This is a genomic window from Kitasatospora sp. NPDC023176 (assembly GCF_055560495.1).
Genome location: NZ_JBVHIP010000038.1, coordinates 1 through 16,386, shown reverse-complemented (window position 1 = coordinate 16,386; position 16,386 = coordinate 1). Strand labels below are relative to the sequence as shown.

13 protein-coding genes are annotated in these 16,386 nt (G+C 72.8%); 5 read left to right on the top strand and 8 right to left on the bottom strand.

Annotated elements, in window-relative coordinates; genetic code table 11:
• Window positions 1-142: 142 nt before the first annotated feature.
• A complete protein-coding gene (locus ACZ3YL_RS35055; protein ID WP_188305338.1) occupies window positions 143-838 on the bottom strand; it encodes a FadR/GntR family transcriptional regulator in 696 nt (231 codons plus the stop codon).
• A 168-nt stretch (window positions 839-1,006) separates the two neighbouring features.
• Between ACZ3YL_RS35055 and ACZ3YL_RS35050 the strand changes: the two genes are divergently transcribed.
• Both ACZ3YL_RS35050 and ACZ3YL_RS35045 read left to right on the top strand, forming a co-directional pair.
• Window positions 1,007-1,561, top strand: coding sequence for a gluconokinase (locus ACZ3YL_RS35050; RefSeq protein ID WP_188305337.1), 555 nt, complete (start codon window positions 1,007-1,009; stop codon window positions 1,559-1,561).
• Complete coding sequence (locus ACZ3YL_RS35045) at window positions 1,558-2,955, top strand: GntT/GntP/DsdX family permease (RefSeq protein ID WP_188305336.1); 1,398 nt, start codon at window positions 1,558-1,560, stop codon at window positions 2,953-2,955. The genes ACZ3YL_RS35050 and ACZ3YL_RS35045 overlap by 4 nt, the downstream gene beginning before the upstream one ends.
• A 453-nt stretch (window positions 2,956-3,408) precedes the next feature.
• On the opposite strand, the gene ACZ3YL_RS35040 is transcribed toward ACZ3YL_RS35045, so the two are convergent.
• The 5 genes from ACZ3YL_RS35040 to mmuM form a co-directional block, all read right to left on the bottom strand.
• On the bottom strand, window positions 3,409-5,004 hold the full coding sequence (locus ACZ3YL_RS35040) for a glycerol-3-phosphate dehydrogenase/oxidase (RefSeq protein WP_188305335.1): 1,596 nt from the start codon (window positions 5,002-5,004) through the stop codon (window positions 3,409-3,411).
• 151 nt (window positions 5,005-5,155) lie between these two features.
• Window positions 5,156-6,676 carry a glycerol kinase GlpK gene (glpK, locus tag ACZ3YL_RS35035; protein ID WP_188305334.1) on the bottom strand — a complete coding sequence of 507 codons (1,521 nt, stop codon included), beginning with the start codon at window positions 6,674-6,676 and terminating at the stop codon, window positions 5,156-5,158.
• A gap of 114 nt (window positions 6,677-6,790) precedes the next feature.
• A complete protein-coding gene (locus ACZ3YL_RS35030; RefSeq protein ID WP_188305333.1) occupies window positions 6,791-7,498 on the bottom strand; it encodes an MIP/aquaporin family protein in 708 nt (235 codons plus the stop codon).
• 299 nt (window positions 7,499-7,797) lie between these two features.
• Window positions 7,798-8,562 (bottom strand): IclR family transcriptional regulator, encoded by a 765-nt coding sequence (locus tag ACZ3YL_RS35025; RefSeq protein WP_188305332.1) that lies wholly within the window; start codon window positions 8,560-8,562, stop codon window positions 7,798-7,800.
• 194 nt (window positions 8,563-8,756) lie between these two features.
• Window positions 8,757-9,737, bottom strand: coding sequence for a homocysteine S-methyltransferase (mmuM, locus tag ACZ3YL_RS35020; RefSeq protein ID WP_465661406.1), 981 nt, complete (start codon window positions 9,735-9,737; stop codon window positions 8,757-8,759).
• Window positions 9,738-9,898: 161 nt separating this feature from the next.
• On the opposite strand from mmuM, the gene ACZ3YL_RS35015 reads away from it, so the two are divergent.
• The 3 genes from ACZ3YL_RS35015 (at window position 9,899) to ACZ3YL_RS35005 (ending at window position 13,606) form a co-directional block, all read left to right on the top strand.
• Window positions 9,899-10,879, top strand: a complete 981-nt coding sequence (locus ACZ3YL_RS35015) for an NUDIX hydrolase (RefSeq protein ID WP_465661404.1) — start codon at window positions 9,899-9,901, stop codon at window positions 10,877-10,879.
• Window positions 10,876-11,424 carry an NUDIX domain-containing protein gene (locus ACZ3YL_RS35010; protein ID WP_465661402.1) on the top strand — a complete coding sequence of 183 codons (549 nt, stop codon included), beginning with the start codon at window positions 10,876-10,878 and terminating at the stop codon, window positions 11,422-11,424. The genes ACZ3YL_RS35015 and ACZ3YL_RS35010 overlap by 4 nt, the downstream gene beginning before the upstream one ends.
• A gap of 118 nt (window positions 11,425-11,542) precedes the next feature.
• Complete coding sequence (locus tag ACZ3YL_RS35005) at window positions 11,543-13,606, top strand: acetoacetate--CoA ligase (RefSeq protein ID WP_465661400.1); 2,064 nt, start codon at window positions 11,543-11,545, stop codon at window positions 13,604-13,606.
• Window positions 13,607-13,670: 64 nt separating this feature from the next.
• On the opposite strand, the gene ptsP is transcribed toward ACZ3YL_RS35005, so the two are convergent.
• Window positions 13,671-15,341 carry a phosphoenolpyruvate--protein phosphotransferase gene (gene ptsP, locus ACZ3YL_RS35000; protein WP_188306639.1) on the bottom strand — a complete coding sequence of 557 codons (1,671 nt, stop codon included), beginning with the start codon at window positions 15,339-15,341 and terminating at the stop codon, window positions 13,671-13,673.
• 102 nt (window positions 15,342-15,443) lie between these two features.
• Complete coding sequence (locus ACZ3YL_RS34995) at window positions 15,444-15,893, bottom strand: PTS sugar transporter subunit IIA (protein ID WP_188306638.1); 450 nt, start codon at window positions 15,891-15,893, stop codon at window positions 15,444-15,446.
• Between the last annotated feature and the right edge of the window lie 493 nt (window positions 15,894-16,386).

The window sequence follows — 16,386 nt, the reverse complement described above, 5'->3', positions numbered from 1 at the left end:
CGAATCCGGTGGCGGACGAGGAACGGGCGCACGCGAAACGCGCCCCCCGTTGCTCACTCTGCCCCGGTCGAACCCGGACCATGCGTCCGAATCCACCGAACTGCCGCCAAATCGTGTCATCCGGGCAGGCGGCGCCGCGGGCTCACCCCAGCTGCTGGTTGAGCTCCTCCAGGGCGCCCGTGACGATCGTCCGCATCGCCTGCTCGGCGTGCACGGCGTCGCCCGCGCAGATCGCGTCGGCGACCTCCCGGTGCAGCCGGATCGCGTACGGTTCCGGCTGATGGGGCATCAGATGGTACTCGGTCCGTCCGGTGAGCACCGCTCCCACGGTGTCCCCGAGGTGGGCGAACATCTCGTTCCCGGAGGCGCGCAGCACCAGGGCGTGGAAGGCGATGTCGTGCCCGAGGAAGGTGGCGAGGTCGGCCTCCCGCGCCGAGACCGTCAACTCCACGGCCAGCGAGCTGAGTTCGCGCCGGTCGTCGTCGGTCGCGTGGGTCGCGGCGAGTGCGGCGGCGGCCGGTTCGACGGCCATCCGCAGCGAGCCGAGCGAGCGCAGCTGGGCGGGCCGGTCGGCGCCGGCCAGGCGCCAGCGGATCACCATCGGGTCGAAGACGTCCCAGAGCGTCTTCGGCTGGACGGTGATCCCGACCCGCCGTCGGGACGCCACCAGGCGCATCCCCTCCAGGACGCGCACCGCCTCCCGGATGACCGTCCGGGACACCCCGAACCGCTCCTCCAGGTCCTCCCCGCGCAGCACCGCGCCCTCGGGGATCTCCCCGGACGCGATCGCCGGCCCGAGCTCGTCAAGCACCCGACCGGGCAGCCCCTGGATCTCCATCCGCCCAGCCTAGACGCCCCGGGCCGAGGTCTCCCGGCCGCCTCCGCCGCCACCGGATGCACTGCGACCGAGCCCACACGGCAAAAGTATGACGATTTGGTTTCTGCTACTTGAATACGTCATATCTTTGAAGCGATAGTGGCGGCCTGCAACGAAGGAGCACCACCCATGGCTCTCAACGTCGAGAACCGATCCCTCTCGGACGCCCCCCGCACCGTCGTGGTGATGGGCGTCTCCGGTGTCGGCAAGACCACGCTGGCCCGCCTCCTGGCCGACCGCCTCGATCTCCCCTTCGCCGAGGCGGACGAGTTCCACCCGCCGGCCAACATCGCCAAGATGTCCGCCGGCATCCCGCTGGACGACCAGGACCGTGAACCCTGGCTGCGCGCCATCGGCGCCTGGCTCAGGGAGCGCACCGAGGCCGGCACCGGCGGCGTGGTCACCTGCTCGGCGCTGAAGCACGGCTACCGCGACATCCTGCGCGCGGACGCCCCGGACGCCTTCTTCCTGCACCTCAGCGGCGGTCACCAGCTGGTCGAGGACCGGCTGTCCCACCGCTCCGGCCACTTCATGCCGACGTCGCTGCTCGGATCCCAGTACGCCACCTTGGAGGCCCTGGGCGCGGACGAGCACGGCGCCGTCCTGGACGTGGGCCCGTCCCCCGAAGAACTCGTCGAGAAGGCCGTGGCACTGCTGCGGCCTGTCAATGGAGACCTCGCGTGAGCAGCCTTTCCCCCACCCTCCTGGCGGCCGCCCCACCGGCCCTGCCGCACACCGGCAGCAACTCCCAGCTGCTGATCGCGGTGCTGCTCAGCATCGGTGTGATCGTCCTGCTGATCACCAAGCTGAAGCTGCACCCGTTCCTCGCCCTCACGCTCGGCTCCGGCCTGCTGGCCGCCGTCGCGGGCGCCCCCTTCGACAAGCTGCTGAGCAGCTTCTCCACGGGCTTCGGCTCCACCGTGGCCAGCGTCGGCCTGCTGATCGGCCTGGGCGCGATGCTCGGCAAACTGCTCGCGGACTCCGGCGGCGCCAACATCATCGCGGACACCGTGCTGTCCCGGACCGGCAACAAGGCGCTGCCGTGGGCGATGGCGCTGATCGCCGCGGTGCTCGGCCTGCCGCTGTTCTTCGAGGTCGGCGTCGTCCTGCTGATCCCGATCGTGCTGCTGGTCGCCCGCCGCGGCAACGTGCCGCTGATACGGGTCGGCATCCCGGCGCTGGCCGGCCTGTCGGTGCTGCACGGCCTGGTGCCCCCGCACCCGGGCCCGCTGGTCGCGATCGACGCCCTGAAGGCCGACCTCGGCATCACCCTGGCGCTCGGCCTGCTGATCGCCGTCCCGACCCTGATCATCGCCGGTCCGCTGTTCGCCCGGGTCGCCGAGCGCTGGGTCGGCCCGCTGGAGGTCCCGACCGCCGTCACTCCCGAGGAGACGGCCAAGCGCGAGCACACCCCGTCCTTCGGCGCGGTCATGGCGACCATCCTGCTGCCGGTCGTGCTGATGCTCGGCAAGGCCCTGGCCGACGTCGTGATCGACGACCCGAAGGCGGTCGGCCAGCGGGTGTTCGACTTCATCGGCTCCCCGCTGATCGCGCTGCTCGCCGCGACCCTGCTCGGCATGCTGACCCTCGGCAAGGCGGCCGGCTTCGACAAGGCGCGGATCTCCGACACCGTCGGCAAGGCGCTCGGCCCGATCGCCGGCATCGTGTTCATCGTCGGCGCGGGCGGCGGCTTCAAGCAGACCCTGATCGACGTGGGCGTCGGCGACATGGTCAGCCACTGGTCCGCGAAGTGGCACATCTCCGCGCTGCTGCTGGGCTGGCTGATCGCGGTGCTGATCCGCCTGGCCACCGGCTCGGCGACGGTCGCCACCATCACCGCGGCCGGCATCGTCTCCCCGCTCGCCGCCGGCATGTCCTCGACCCACGCGGCCCTGCTGGTGCTCGCGATCGGCGCCGGCTCGCTGTTCCTCTCGCACGTCAACGACGCCGGCTTCTGGCTGGTGAAGGAGTACTTCGGGATGAGCGTCGGGCAGACGCTGAAGTCCTGGTCGGTGATGGAGACGATCATCTCGGTGGTCGCGATAGCGCTGATCCTGCCGCTGAGCATGCTCATCTAGCGCGCCTCGCGCCTCGCACACACCGCCACAGAGGGGCGGCACCCGTACCGTACGGGTGCCGCCCCGCGGCGTTCCCCTGAAGCGGCCGGACCGGTCCCGGTCGGGCCCCGAGCGGCCCGGACGGCACCGCGGCCGTCGCCGCCATCAGCTCCTCGGCCACCGCACCGCCCGTCCGCCGCCGCCGCCGAGGGCGTCCGGGTCCTGGACACCCGGGGCGGCACCGCACTGCCCGGCCTGACCGACGCCCGCGTCCACCTGCCGGCCACCTCGCTCGACCTGCGCGACATCGCGAACCGGACGCCCGGCTACGCCACCGTCCGCGCCCTCGCCGAGGCCGAGATCGAGGCGGGCGCCGTCATCCGGCGAAACGGCGGGCGGGCGCCCGGGGAAACCCCGAACGCCCGCCCGCCGTACAGCAGTGCCTACTTGGTCCCGCGCTTCGCGAGGCTGTGCCTACTTGGTCCCACGCTTGGCGAGGAAGGCCTCGACCTCGTCCCGGATCTCCGGCGTGTCCAGCCCGCGCACCGTCATGGTGGTGCGGCGGCGCAGCACGTCGTCGGCGGTGTACGCCCACTCGTTCTCGGCCGCGTACGCGACCTGCGCCCAGACGTCCGGACCGTCCTCGTGGATCGGCCGGCCCAGCTCCGGGTTCTCGTCGATCATGCGGGCGATCTCGAAGGAGAGGGTGCCGTAGTGGCTGGCCAGGTGCTTGGCGACCAGCGGCTCCATCCGCGAGCCCGGCTCCCGGTCGATCAGCAGGCGGTGGGCCACCGCGTTCGGCGCGCCGACACCCGGCAGCGGGACGGTCGGGGCGATCGGGGACATGTCCTCGCCGAGGCTGGTGCCGGGCACGTGGGCCAGCTTCTCCAGCACGGTGCGGCCGATGTGGCGGTAGGTGGTCCACTTGCCGCCGGAGACCGACAGCATGCCGCCGCGGCCCTCGGTGACGACGGTCTCGCGCTTGGCGGCGGCGGTGTCACCCGGGCCGCCGGGCAGCACGCGCAGGCCGGCGAAGGAGTAGGTGACCAGGTCGCGGTCGAGGTGCTCGTCGCGGATCGCGTGCGCGGCCTCGCCCATGATCTGGTCGATGTCCGCGTCGGTGGCCCGGACGTCCTTCGGGTCGCCGGTGTACTCCTCGTCGGTGGTGCCGAGGAGGACGTGGTCCTCCCACGGGATGGCGAAGGAGACGCGGTACTTGTCGATCGGGATGGTCAGCGCGGCGCGCCACGGCGAGCGGCGCTTGACCACGACGTGGGCGCCCTTGGAGAGGCGGATCGACGGCGCGGCGCCGGCGTCCTCCATCTTGCGCAGGTGGTCGACCCACGGGCCGGTGGCGTTGAGCACCAGGCGGGCGTCGACGCCGAACTCGGTGCCGTCCAGGCGGTCGCGCAGCTCGGCGCCGGTGACCCGGCCGCCGGTGAAGCGCAGGCCGGTGACCTCGGCGTGGTTGAGCACCACGGCGCCGGCGTCGACGGCGGCGCGCACGGTCATCACCGCGACGCGCGAGTCGTTCATCTGGTGGTCGCCGTAGACGGCCACCGAGCGCAGGCCCTCGGTGCGCAGCGCGGGCACCTGCTGGGCGGCGTGCGCGGCGGTGGAGACCCGGCCCATGCCGTCGCGGAAGGCGGACAGCGCCGAGTACAGGAACACGCCCGCGCCGAGCTTGGCGGCGCCGTGCGGGCCGCCCTTGTAGACCGGCACGAAGAAGGTCAGCGGGTTGACCAGGTGCGGGGCCACGTCGGTGGAGAGCGCGCGGCGCTCCTTGTGGTTCTCCGCGACCAGCTTGACCGCGCCGGTCTGCAGGTAGCGCAGACCGCCGTGGACGAGCTTGGAGGAGGCGCTGGAGGTGGCGCCGGCGAAGTCACCGGCGTCGACCATGGCGACCTTCAGGCCGGCCTGGGACGCGGTCCAGGCGACGGCCGTGCCGAGGATGCCGCCCCCGATCACCAGCAGGTCGTAGGTGGCCTTGCCGAGCAGCTCACGGGTCTCGGCGCGGGAGGCGGTGCGGCCGGCGGTGCGCTCGGCGCCCAGGGTCGGGATGGTTGCCATGGTGGTTGTGTACGGCGCGCTGGTCGGGCGGCGCCGTTACTCCTCTCGTGTGCGGTGCGGCCTCTGCGGGAGAGGCCGGTCGGCCCGGTGCGGCGGGCCGGTGTAAACGGAACCGGCCGGTCGGGGCCCGGGGCCCCGACCGGCTTGTCGGTCAGTTGTTCTCTTCCTCCTCCACCCAGCCCATGGTGCGCTCCACGGCCTTGAGCCACTTCTTGTACTCACGCTCCCGGGTGTCCTCGTCCATGCGGGGAGTCCACTCGGCGGCGCGGTGCCAGTTGGCCCGCAGGGTGTCGAGGTCGTTCCAGAAGCCGACGGCGAGTCCGGCGGCGTAGGCCGCGCCGAGGGCGGTGGTCTCGGCCACGTACGGGCGCTCGACCGGGGCGTTCAGGACGTCGGCGATGTTCTGCATGAGCAGGTTGTTGCTGGTCATGCCGCCGTCGACCTTGAGGGCGGTGAGCTCGACCCCGGAGTCCTTCTGCATGGCGTCGACGACCTCGCGGGTCTGCCAGGCGGTGGCCTCCAGGACGGCCCGGGCCAGGTGGCCCTTGGTGACGTACCGGGTCAGACCGGCGATCACACCGCGGGCGTCGGAGCGCCAGTACGGGGCGAACAGGCCGGAGAAGGCCGGGACGAAGTAGGCGCCGCCGTTGTCCTCGACGGTGTTGGCGAGGGTCTCGATCTCGGCGGCGGTGGAGATGATGCCGAGCTGGTCGCGCAGCCACTGGACGAGCGAGCCGGTGACGGCGATCGAGCCCTCCAGCGCGTACACCGGGGCCTGGTCGCCGATCCGGTAGCCGACGGTGGTCAGCAGGCCGTGGTACGAGTTGACGATCTTCTCGCCGGTGTTCAGCAGCAGGAAGGTGCCGGTGCCGTAGGTGGACTTGGCCTCGCCCTCGTTGAAGCAGGTCTGCCCGAACAGCGCGGCCTGCTGGTCGCCGAGCGCGGAGGCGACCGGGACGCCGGCCAGGTCGCCGACGGCCTCGCCGTACACCTCGGCGGAGGAGCGGATCTCCGGCAGGACGGCCATCGGCACGCCCATCGACTCGGCGATGCTCTCGTCCCAGGCGAGCGACTTGAGGTTCATCAGCATGGTGCGGCTGGCGTTGGTCACGTCGGTGACGTGCTTGCCGCCGTCGACACCACCGGTGAGGTTCCAGATCACCCAGGTGTCCATGGTGCCGAACAGGATGTCGCCGGCCTCGGCGCGCTCGCGCAGGCCCTCGACGTTGTCCAGCAGCCAGCGGATCTTCGGGCCGGCGAAGTAGCTGGCCAGCGGGAGGCCGGTCTCGCGGCGGAAGCGGTCCTGGCCCACGTTGCGGCCCAGCTCGCGGCAGAGCCCCTCGGTGCGGGTGTCCTGCCACACCAGTGCGTTGTGCACCGGCTCACCGGTGTTCTTGTCCCACAGGACGGTGGTCTCGCGCTGGTTGGTGATGCCGATCGCGCGGATGTCGTCCTTGGTCAGCCCGGCCTTCTCCAGCGCACCGCGGACGACCGACTGCACCCGGGTCCAGATCTCGGCGGCGTCGTGCTCGACGTAGCCGGGCTGGGGGAAGATCTGCCGGTGCTCCTGCTGGTCGACGGAGACGATCCGGCCGTCGGCGCCGAAGATGATGCAGCGGCTGGAGGTGGTGCCCTGGTCGATCGCGGCGATGTAGTTGCCAGTGGAGGTCATGTGGAGGGTCCTCGGCTCAAGTTCGGGGGGTTACGGGGTGGGTGGGCCTGACACGGACGTTCGGTGGCCGTACGTCCGGTCAGTCCCCGTGCTCGGCTGTTTTCAACCGGGCCTTTAGAACAGGGCGTTGTACACGCCGCCGGCCGCGAGGCCGCCCAGGATCGGGCCGACGACCGGGACCCAGGCGTAGGACCAGTCGGAGCCGCCCTTGTTCGGGATCGGCAGCAGCGAGTGCACGATGCGCGGGCCGAGGTCACGGGCCGGGTTGATGGCGTAGCCGGTCGGGCCGCCGAGCGAGAGGCCGAGGCTGACCACGACGATCGCGACGACCGCGGTGCCGCCGGCACCGAGCTTCGGGCTGAGGGTGAGGATCGCCATGCAGAGCACGAAGGTGCCGATGACCTCGGTCATCACGTTCTGGACCGGGTTCCGGATCTCGGGCCCGGTCGAGAAGATGCCGAGGGTGGGCTCCTTGTTGGCCTGGAACTGTCCGAGGTAGGTGAGCCAGACCAGCACGGCGCCGATGATCGCGCCGAGCATCTGGGAGCCGATGTAGAGCGGCACCTGGCTCCAGTCGCCGCTCTTGACCGCGAGCGCGATGGTGACGGCCGGGTTGAGCTGGGCGCCGGACTTCTCGCCGGTCATGTAGGCGGCGACGAGGACCGCGAAGCCCCAGCCGAAGGTGATCGCCAGCCAGCCGGCGTTGAAGGCCTTCGACTTCCTGAGGGTCACGGCGGCGCAGACGCCACCGCCGAGGAGTATCAGGGCGGCGGTGCCGAGGGTTTCGCCGACGAAGACGTCGCCGTTGGAGAACGCGGACACAAAGACTCCCTTGTCATGGCCCGAAGTGCGGGTGGGGGCAGGCGGCCGGTCGATCCCGGTGCGGGTGAGCGCGCTGTGGGAGTGATCTTCCCGGCCATCGTTCGACAATGTCGACCGTCATGCGGAAGCTTCCTCCCCAGGTCGGCCCCGCGTCAAGGCGGGGTTACGCAGCTGTGACCCTTCCCTCGGTGGGTCCCCCGAAGTTACCCAGCGGAGTGCGCCGAATCGGGACAAAACGCCAAGGCGCGGACAGGCTCACCGCCCGTCCGCGCCTCAGCGTGACGAATCGACCGCTGCGGTCAGAACCGCCCGGCACCCAGATCGCGGGAGATCGCCCGCGCCGCGCTGCGCACCGAGGCCACCAGCGAGGGCTTCACGAAGCCGTCCTCGCAGACCCGCTCCACCGGCCCGTTGACGCACACCGCGCCCACCGGGTTGCGCCGCCGGTCCTGGATCAGCGCGGCGATCGACGCCACGCCCTCCCAGGTCTCCTCGATCGAGTCCGCCCAGCCGCGCTCGCGGATCAGCGCGCACTCGGCGTCCAGGTCGTTCGCCTCGGTCAACGTCCGCACGGTGTACGACTCGTACGGCCCGTCGCCCAACTCCCCGCGCGCGACCGGGTCGTAGGCCACCAGCACCTTGCCGATCGCGGTGCTGTGCAGCGGCTGCATCGAGCCCACCTCCAGCACCTGCCGGGTGTCGTCGGGCCGGAACACGTGGTGCACGATCAGCACGCCCTGCTGGTGCAGCACCCCCAGGTACACGGTCTCGCCGGCCGCCCGGGCCAGGTCGTCCGCCCACACCAGGGCCCGCGCCCGCAGCTCGTGCACGTCCAGGTAGCTCTGCCCCAGCCGCAGCAGCTCGGCGCCCAGCTGGTACTTGCCGCTCTCCGGATCCTGCTCGACGAAGCCCTCCTGCTGCAGCGTGCGCAGGATGCCGTGCGCGGTGCCCTTGGCCAGGTCCAGCGCCGTCGCGACCTCGGACAGTCCCAGCCGGCGCTCACCGCCGGCCAGCAGGCGCATGATCGCGGCGGCCCGGGAGAGCGACTGGATCGGGCCGGGCATGGGTACCTCCGCGCTGACAGGCGGTCGACATTGTCGACCGCAGTGGTGACGGGACGAGTCTGCCAGGCCGCCGTCCGTCCGTGCACCTTCCCCCTCGGTAACCCGCGCTCGGCCGGGTGTTAACCTTCCGCGCCTGTTAGCCTTCCGCGCCGCCGCGCCGGAGCCGTCCCGCCGCGCAGTCCGGGCGCCGGCGCTCAGGCGCCCGCGCCGCCGCGCGCCGCCCACGCGGGCCCCCGGCCACGTTCCTCCCCGGGTCCGCGCCGCACGGTGACCTCGGCCGCCAGCGCGGCGATCCCGTCCGTGCCGACCCGGCAGCAGCCGCCGACCAGCCGGGCACCGTCCGCCAGCCAGCCGCTCACCCGCGCCGAGCGGAAGGTCGGCTCCCCGCGCCAGTCCCGGCGGTCAGGGTCCCACCGCTCCCCGCTGTTCGGGTACACCACCACCGGTTTCCTGGTCACCTCGGCGGCCACCGCCACCGCCAGGTCCGCGTCCTGCGGGGTGCAGCAGTTGACGCCCACCGCCAACACCTCGTCCACCTCCGCCGCCAGCGCGAAGGCCTCCGCCAGCGGCTGCCCGGCCCTGGTCCGGCCGCCCGCCACGCTGTACGACAGCCAGGCCGGCACCCCCAGCCCGCGCACCAGCTCCAGCAGCACCCGCGCCTCGTCCGCGTCCGGCACCGTCTCCAGCGCCAGCACGTCCGGCCGGGCCGCCGCCAGCACCTCCAGTCGCGGCCGGTGGAAGGCCACCAGCTCCGCGTGGCTCAGCCCGTACCGGCCGCGGTACTCGGAACCGTCCGCCCGCACCGCCCCGTACGGGCCCACCGAGGCCGCCACCCAGCGCCGCCGCCCGCCCGGTTCGGCCCGCGCCGCCTCCCGGGCCAGCTCCACGCTGCTCGCCAGCAGCCGGGCCGCCGCCGCGTGCCCGACCCCGCGCCGGGCGAAGCCCTCGAAGCTCGCCTGGTAGCTCGCCGTGATGGCGACCTCGGCCCCGGCCGCGAAGTACGCCCGGTGCGCGGCCACCACGGCCCCGGGGTCGTCCGCGAGCAGCCGTGCCGACCACAGCGCGTCCGACAGGTCGTGCCCGGCGGCGGCCAGCTGGTTCGACATCCCGCCGTCCAGGACCAGCGGACCGGCCGCCAGCGCCGCGGTGAAGTCCGGCGGGGGAGCAGTGGGCATCTCGGTCTCCTCGAGCACGGTCGTTCCTGGTCACAGCCTAGGAGCCGGAGGCCCCCGACGGCCGGGAAAACCGTTTGCCGCCGGGGAACGAAGTCGTTACGTTGTGCTCATCCCGAGAACGACAGCACCAGGTGCCCCAGGGGCGCGGAGAGGAGCCGGCGATGGCAGCGGACGACGCGTCCCCCCACCCCGCCGCCGGGCCCACGGCCGAGCAGGAGTGGCTCGCCGCGTACGACCCGCGCGCCTACACCCCGGTCGCCGTCACCGTCGACGTGGTGGCCCTGACGCTGCGGGGCGGCCGGCTGCACGTGCTGCTGGTCGAACGCGGCGCCCCGCCGTACCAGGGCTGCTGGGCGCTGCCCGGCGGCTTCCTGCGGGCGGGGGAGGAGGGTCTCGACGAGGCCGCCGCCCGCGAACTCGCGGAGGAGACGGGCCTGCTGGGCGCCGCCGAGGCCGCGCTCTGCCGGCTGCACCTCGAACAGCTCGGCACCTACGGCGCCCCGGAGCGGGACCCACGGATGCACGTCGTCTCGGTCGCCTACCTGGCCTTCGCCCCGGACCTGCCCGACCCGCAGGCCGGCACGGACGCCGCGGCCGCCGCCTGGCACCCGGTCGCCGACCTCGACCCGGCCCCGCGGTCCGCCGACCGCGCCCAAGCCGCCGGTGTGCCCGCCGACACCCACGGGGGTGGCGTCGACGGGCACACCGGCTCCCACCCGGCCCCACCGCGCCCGATCCGGCTGGCCTTCGACCACGCCCGCATCCTGGCCGACGGCCTCGACCGGGTGCGGGCCAAGCTGGAGTACAGCCCGCTCGCCACCGCCTTCCTGCCCCACGACTTCACCATCCCCGACCTCCGCGCCGTCTACGAGGCCGTCTGGGACGAGAAGCTCCACCCCGGCAACTTCCACCGCAAGGTCCTCTCCGTCCCCGGCTTCGTGGAGAGCACCGGCTCCACCACCGAGCGCGGCGGCGCCCGCGGCGGCCCCCGGGCCCGCACCTACCACGCCGGCGGCGCCCGCCTGCTCCACCCCGCGCTGCTCCGCCCCGCCCGCGAGGACGAGCCCGACGGCGAGGGGCCGAGCAGCGAAGGGCCACCGCCGGCCGGGCCCGCCGAGCCCCCGGCTACCATCCGCCCATGACCACCGACGAAGCGACGCGGACCGCCCACCGGCCGTTCTCCCACTGCCACTTCTGCGGCACGCCGTACCCGCCCGACACCGACACCTGGCCCCGCACCTGCCCCGGCTGCGCCGAGATCAGCTACCGCAACCCGCTGCCCGTCGCCGTCACGGTCCTCCCCGTCACCCGGCCCGACGCCGACCCGGCCCTGGTCGTCATCCGCCGCACCATCGAGCCCGGCTACGGCGAACTCGCCTTCCCCGGCGGCTACATGGACTACGGCGAGAGCTGGCAGCAGGCGTGCGTGCGCGAACTCGGCGAGGAGACCGGCATCCTGGCCGACGCCGCCGACGTCCGCCTGATCCACACCGCCTCCGACCCCAACGGCCGCTTCGTCATGCTCTGCGGACTGCTCCCCGCCCGTCCGCTCGCCGAACTCCCGCCCTCGCGCCCCACCGACGAGACCGAGGGCTGGCTGCTCGCCACCGCCGACACCCCGCTCGTCTGGGACTTCCACAACGGCATCCTGCGCCGCTGGTTCGCCGGCGAGTTCACCCCCCGCTGACCCACCGGCCGACCCTGGCGCAGCGGGCGCTCACATGGCATGGTCTGCACCGACAGCCCAACCGGACGGGTTGGCCACGAGCTCACCCGTCCCCACCACCGGCCGGGAGACCACCACCGTGAGCACCCCTTCCCAGGACCAGCCGCTCTGGCGCCCCAACCCCGCTCGCGCCGCCGCCACCAGCCTGGTCGCCTTCCAGGCCTGGGCCGCCGAGCAGCACGGCGCCCCGGCCGCCCCGCTCGCCCCGGCCGCCGACGACCAGCAGGCCGCCCAGCGCTACGCGGACCTGCACGCCTGGTCCATCGGAGACCTCGACCGCTTCTGGACGGCCGTCACCCAGTGGTTCGACGTCCGCTTCACCGAGGCGCCCGAGGCCGTCCTCGCCGACCCCCGGATGCCCGACGCCGTCCTCGCGGACGAGACCCGCACCGGCTCGCAGTGGTTCCCCGGCGCCCGCCTCAACTACGCCGAGCACGTCCTGCGCCACGCCGAGGACCCGGCCAACGCCGACCAGCCCGCCATCCTCCACCTCGACGAGACCGACGAGCACCCGGTCCCTACCAGCTGGGCCGAACTGCGCCGCCAGGTCCTCGCCCTCGCCGCCGCCCTGCGCTCCCAGGGCATCGGTCCGCACTCCCGCGTCGCCGCGTACCTGCCCAACATCCCGCAGGCCGTCGTCGCCCTTCTCGCCACCAACGCCGTCGGCGCCGTCTGGACCTCCTGCGCCCCCGACTTCGGGGCCCGCAGCGTGCTCGACCGGTTCCAGCAGCTCGAACCCGACGCCCTGATCGCCGTCGACGGCTACCACTACGGCGGCAAGGCCCACGACCGCACCGACGTCGTCGCCGAGCTGCGCCGCGAACTGCCCTCGCTGCGCACCGTCGTCCACGTCCCGCTGCTGGGCGGCCCGGCCCCCGAGGGCGCCCTCGACTGGGCCGATCTCGTCTCCGGCCCGGCCCAAGGGCCGGCCGGCGAACCGGAGTTCGCGCAGCTCCCGTTCGACCACCCGCTCTGGGTGCTCTACTCCTCCGGCACCACCGGCCTGCCCAAGCCCATCGTGCAGAGCCAGGGCGGCATCCTCGTCGAGCACCTCAAGCAGGTCGGCCTCCACCTCGGCCTCGGCCCCCAGGACCGCTTCTTCTGGTACACCTCCACCGGCTGGATGATGTGGAACTTCCTCGTGGCCGGCCTCCTGGTCGGGTCCACGATCGTCACCTACGACGGCAGCCCGGGCCACCCCGACACCGGCGCGCTGTGGTCCGTCGCCGCCCGCACCGGCGCCACCGTCCTCGGCACCTCCGCCGCCTACATCGTCGCCAGCCGCAAGGCCGACCTCCACCCCGGCCGCGACCTCGACCTCTCCGCCGTCCGCTGCATCGGCACCACCGGCTCCCCGCTCCCGCCGGACGGCTTCCGCTGGATCTACGACGAGGTCAGCGAGGACGTCTGGCTCGCCTCCGTCAGCGGCGGCACCGACGTCTGCTCCTGCTTCGTCGGCGGCGTCCCCACCCTCCCCGTCTACCTCGGTGAGATCCAGGCCCCCTGCCTCGGCGCCGCCGTCGAGTCCTGGGACGTCCAGGGCCGACCGCTCACCGACGCCGTCGGCGAACTCGTCGTCACCAAGCCCCTCCCGTCCATGCCCACCGGCTTCTGGAACGACCCCGAGGGAACGCGCTTCCACGACAGCTACTTCGACATGTACCCCGGGGTCTGGCGCCACGGCGACTGGATCACCGTCACCTCCCGCGGCACCGTCGTGATCCACGGCCGCTCCGACTCCACCCTCAACCGCCAGGGCGTCCGGATGGGCTCCTCGGACATCTACGAGGTGGTCGAGCGCCTCCCCGAGATCGCCGAATCCCTGGTCATCGGCCTGGAGGAGCCCGACGGCGGCTACTGGATGCCGCTCTTCGTGGTGCTGGCCCCCGGCGCCGAACTGAACGAGGACGTCATCGGCCGCATCCGCACCTCGCTGCGCACCGAGCTCTCCCCGCGCCACGTCCCCGACGAGGTGATCGCCGTCCGCGGCCTGCCGCACACCCTCACCGGCAAGCGCATCGAGGTCCCGGTCAAGCGCATCCTCTCCGGCACCCCGCTGGAGCAGGCCGTCAACCCCGGCTCCGTCGACGACATCGACCACCTGCGCTTCTTCGAGCAGCTCCGGGCCGACCGCCAGGCCTGACCGGCCCCGCGGAACGCCGAAGGGGCGCCCCCTGGGTGGGGGCGCCCCTTCTCCTGCTACCGTCTCACTCGCCCGACAGCACCTGCTGGGCGGCGGCCCGCGCCTCCTCGGCGCTGTCCGCGGCGCGGGCCGCCTCGGCCGCCCGGCGGCACTGGGCCAGGGTGTACTTGGCGAGCGCGGTCCGGACGTAGGGGATCGAGGCCGAGCCCATGGAGAGGCTGGTGACGCCCAGACCGGTCAGCACCACGGCCAGCAGCGGGTCCGAGGCCGCCTCACCGCAGACGCCACAGCTCTTGCCGGCCACCCGCGCCGCCTCGGCGGCCGAGGCGACCAGGTCCAGCAGGGCCGGCTGCCACGGGTCCTGCAGCCGGGCCAGCGCACCGACCTGGCGGTCGGCCGCGAAGGTGTACTGAGCAAGGTCGTTGGTTCCCAGCGAGAGGAACTCGACCTCCTGCAGGATCGCCCGGGCCCGCAGCGCGGCCGAGGGGATCTCCACCATCGCACCGAACTTGGCGTCCAGCCCGGCCTCGCGGCAGGCGGCCGCGAAGTCCGCGGCGTCCTTGCGGTCGGCCACCATCGGGGCCATCACCTCGAGGTGCACCGGCAGGCCCTCGGCCGCCTTGGCCAGCGCCCGCAGCTGGGTGGCCAGCACCTCGGGGTGCTCCAGCAGGGTGCGCAGACCGCGCACGCCCAGCGCCGGGTTCGGCTCGTCGGCCGGGGTCAGGAAGTCCAGCGGCTTGTCCGCGCCCGCGTCCAGCACCCGGACCACGACCCGGCCCTCCGGGAAAGCCTCCAGCACCTTGCGGTACGCCTCGACCTGCTTCTCCTCGCCGGGAGCCTGCGCGGAGTCGTCCAGGAACAGGAACTCGGTACGGAACAGGCCGACGCCCTCCGCACCGTTCGCCAGCGCGGCCGGCACGTCCGCCGGGCCACCCACGTTGGCCAGCAGCGGCACCCGGTGCCCGTCCGAGGTCCGCCCCGGGCCGGAGGAGGCGGCCAACGCGGCCTTGCGCTCGGCGGCGATCGCCCGCAGCTCGTCCTGCTTCCCCTGCGACGGGTCCAGCAGCACGTCGCCCGTGCTGCCGTCCACCGCGACGACGGTGCCCTCGGCGACGTCCGTCGCCCCCGGCAACGCGACCACGGCCGGCACGCCCAGCGCCCGCGCCAGGATGGCACTGTGGCTGGTCGGCCCGCCCTCCTCGGTCACGAAGCCGAGCACCAGCGTCGGGTCCAGCAGCGCGGTGTCGGCCGGCGCCAGGTCCCGCGCGAACAGCACGTACGGCTCGTCGCTGTCCGGCACGCCCGGCATCGGCACGCCCAGCAGCCGCGCCACGATGCGGTTGCGCACGTCGTCCAGGTCGGCGACCCGCCCGGCCAGGTACTCCCCGGCGGAGGCCAGCAGCGCCCGGTAGGCGGCGAAGGCGTCGTACACGCCGCGCTCGGCACTGCTGCCGACGGCGATCCGGCGGGACACGTCGGCCATCAGCTCCGGGTCCTGCGCCATCAGCGCCTGGGCCTCCAGCACCGCCTGCGCCTCGCCGCCCGCCAGGTTGCCGCGAGCGATCAGGTCCGCGGCGACCGCCTCGACGGCGGCCTGGGCACGTGCCTGCTCACGCGGGGCGTCCTCGGTCGGGATCTGGGTGGTCGGGGGCTCCAGGACCGCTGTGCCCATGTGCCGCACCTGGCCGATCGCGACCCCGTGGCTGACACCCACGCCGTGCAGTGTCTTCTCCATGTACCTGTTCTCCGCTGAGAGGAGCGGCCCCGCCGGGAACCGCTGAGTGCCGGGTCGCCCCGTCAACTCCTGCGGGGCGGGTGTGTGTCGGTGATAGAGGGGTCAGCTCCAGCTGAACAGCTGGTCGCCCGCCTCGGCCTCGCCGCTCTCGCGCAGGTCGGTCAGCGAGTCGGGAGCGGCCTCCAGCGCCACGATCGGCGAGATCGGCGACTTGCCCGCAGCCTCGACGGCGGCCGGGTCCCACCGGATCACGGCCTGACCACAGGTCACCATGTCGCCCTTGTTGACGAGCAGCTCGAAGCCCTCGCCGTTCAGCTGCACGGTGTCGATCCCGAGGTGGGTCAGCACACCGTGCCCGTCCGCGTCCACCACGACGAAGGCGTGCGGGTGCATGGAGACGACGACGCCGTCCACCGGAGCGACCGCCTCGGTGGGCCGGCGGACCGGGTCGATCGCGGTGCCCGGGCCGACCATCGCACCCGAGAACACCGGGTCCGGCACGCCGGCGAGCCCGACGACCTTGCCGGTCAGCGGCGACGTCACAGTGGTCATGGTTTGTGCCTCCCAAGTGCGCAATACAGCGAGCGGCCGCGAGGTGCGGCACACGATCAGCTGAAGCCTAAATCATGTCAACTTCGGACATCTGTCGACATTCCTGGGCGGAGAACCACGCCCCCGCCTGCCTCTCGACCGGCGTCACATCGACTCGCGACTGGTCTAGTCCTCTTGGCCGATGCGCCGCACTCTACAGGCATCTTGGCGAATCAGGACCATTGCTGTATATGCTCGCGAGAGCAACAAATCATGCCGCCGACCGGGTGACCCCGGGCGCGCCCCGATTCGCGCTCCGACAGCCAACCCGCTATGGTTGGCCGAGTCGCCGCAACTCGGCGGTTAACGCCAGGTTTCAGATGCAAAAAGCCCCGGTAAACGGAGCGGAAAACATCTGGTAAGCTGGGAACACGAAAGAACGAAGCGCCCGGAGGGCCCGCTGGAAGGCGGCTCGAAGGAAGTGTCCGTTCCTTGAGAACTCAACAGCGTGCCA

Coding starts and splice junctions, on each gene's coding strand:
- ACZ3YL_RS35055 (WP_188305338.1), bottom strand. CDS start 838: ATGGAGATCCAGGGGCTGCCCGGTCGGGTGCTTGACGAGCTCGGGCCG.
- ACZ3YL_RS35050 (WP_188305337.1), top strand. CDS start 1,007: ATGGCTCTCAACGTCGAGAACCGATCCCTCTCGGACGCCCCCCGCACC.
- ACZ3YL_RS35040 (WP_188305335.1), bottom strand. CDS start 5,004: ATGGCAACCATCCCGACCCTGGGCGCCGAGCGCACCGCCGGCCGCACC.
- glpK (WP_188305334.1), bottom strand. CDS start 6,676: ATGACCTCCACTGGCAACTACATCGCCGCGATCGACCAGGGCACCACC.
- ACZ3YL_RS35025 (WP_188305332.1), bottom strand. CDS start 8,562: ATGCCCGGCCCGATCCAGTCGCTCTCCCGGGCCGCCGCGATCATGCGC.
- mmuM (WP_465661406.1), bottom strand. CDS start 9,737: ATGCCCACTGCTCCCCCGCCGGACTTCACCGCGGCGCTGGCGGCCGGT.
- ACZ3YL_RS35015 (WP_465661404.1), top strand. CDS start 9,899: ATGGCAGCGGACGACGCGTCCCCCCACCCCGCCGCCGGGCCCACGGCC.
- ACZ3YL_RS35010 (WP_465661402.1), top strand. CDS start 10,876: ATGACCACCGACGAAGCGACGCGGACCGCCCACCGGCCGTTCTCCCAC.
- ptsP (WP_188306639.1), bottom strand. CDS start 15,341: ATGGAGAAGACACTGCACGGCGTGGGTGTCAGCCACGGGGTCGCGATC.
- ACZ3YL_RS34995 (WP_188306638.1), bottom strand. CDS start 15,893: ATGACCACTGTGACGTCGCCGCTGACCGGCAAGGTCGTCGGGCTCGCC.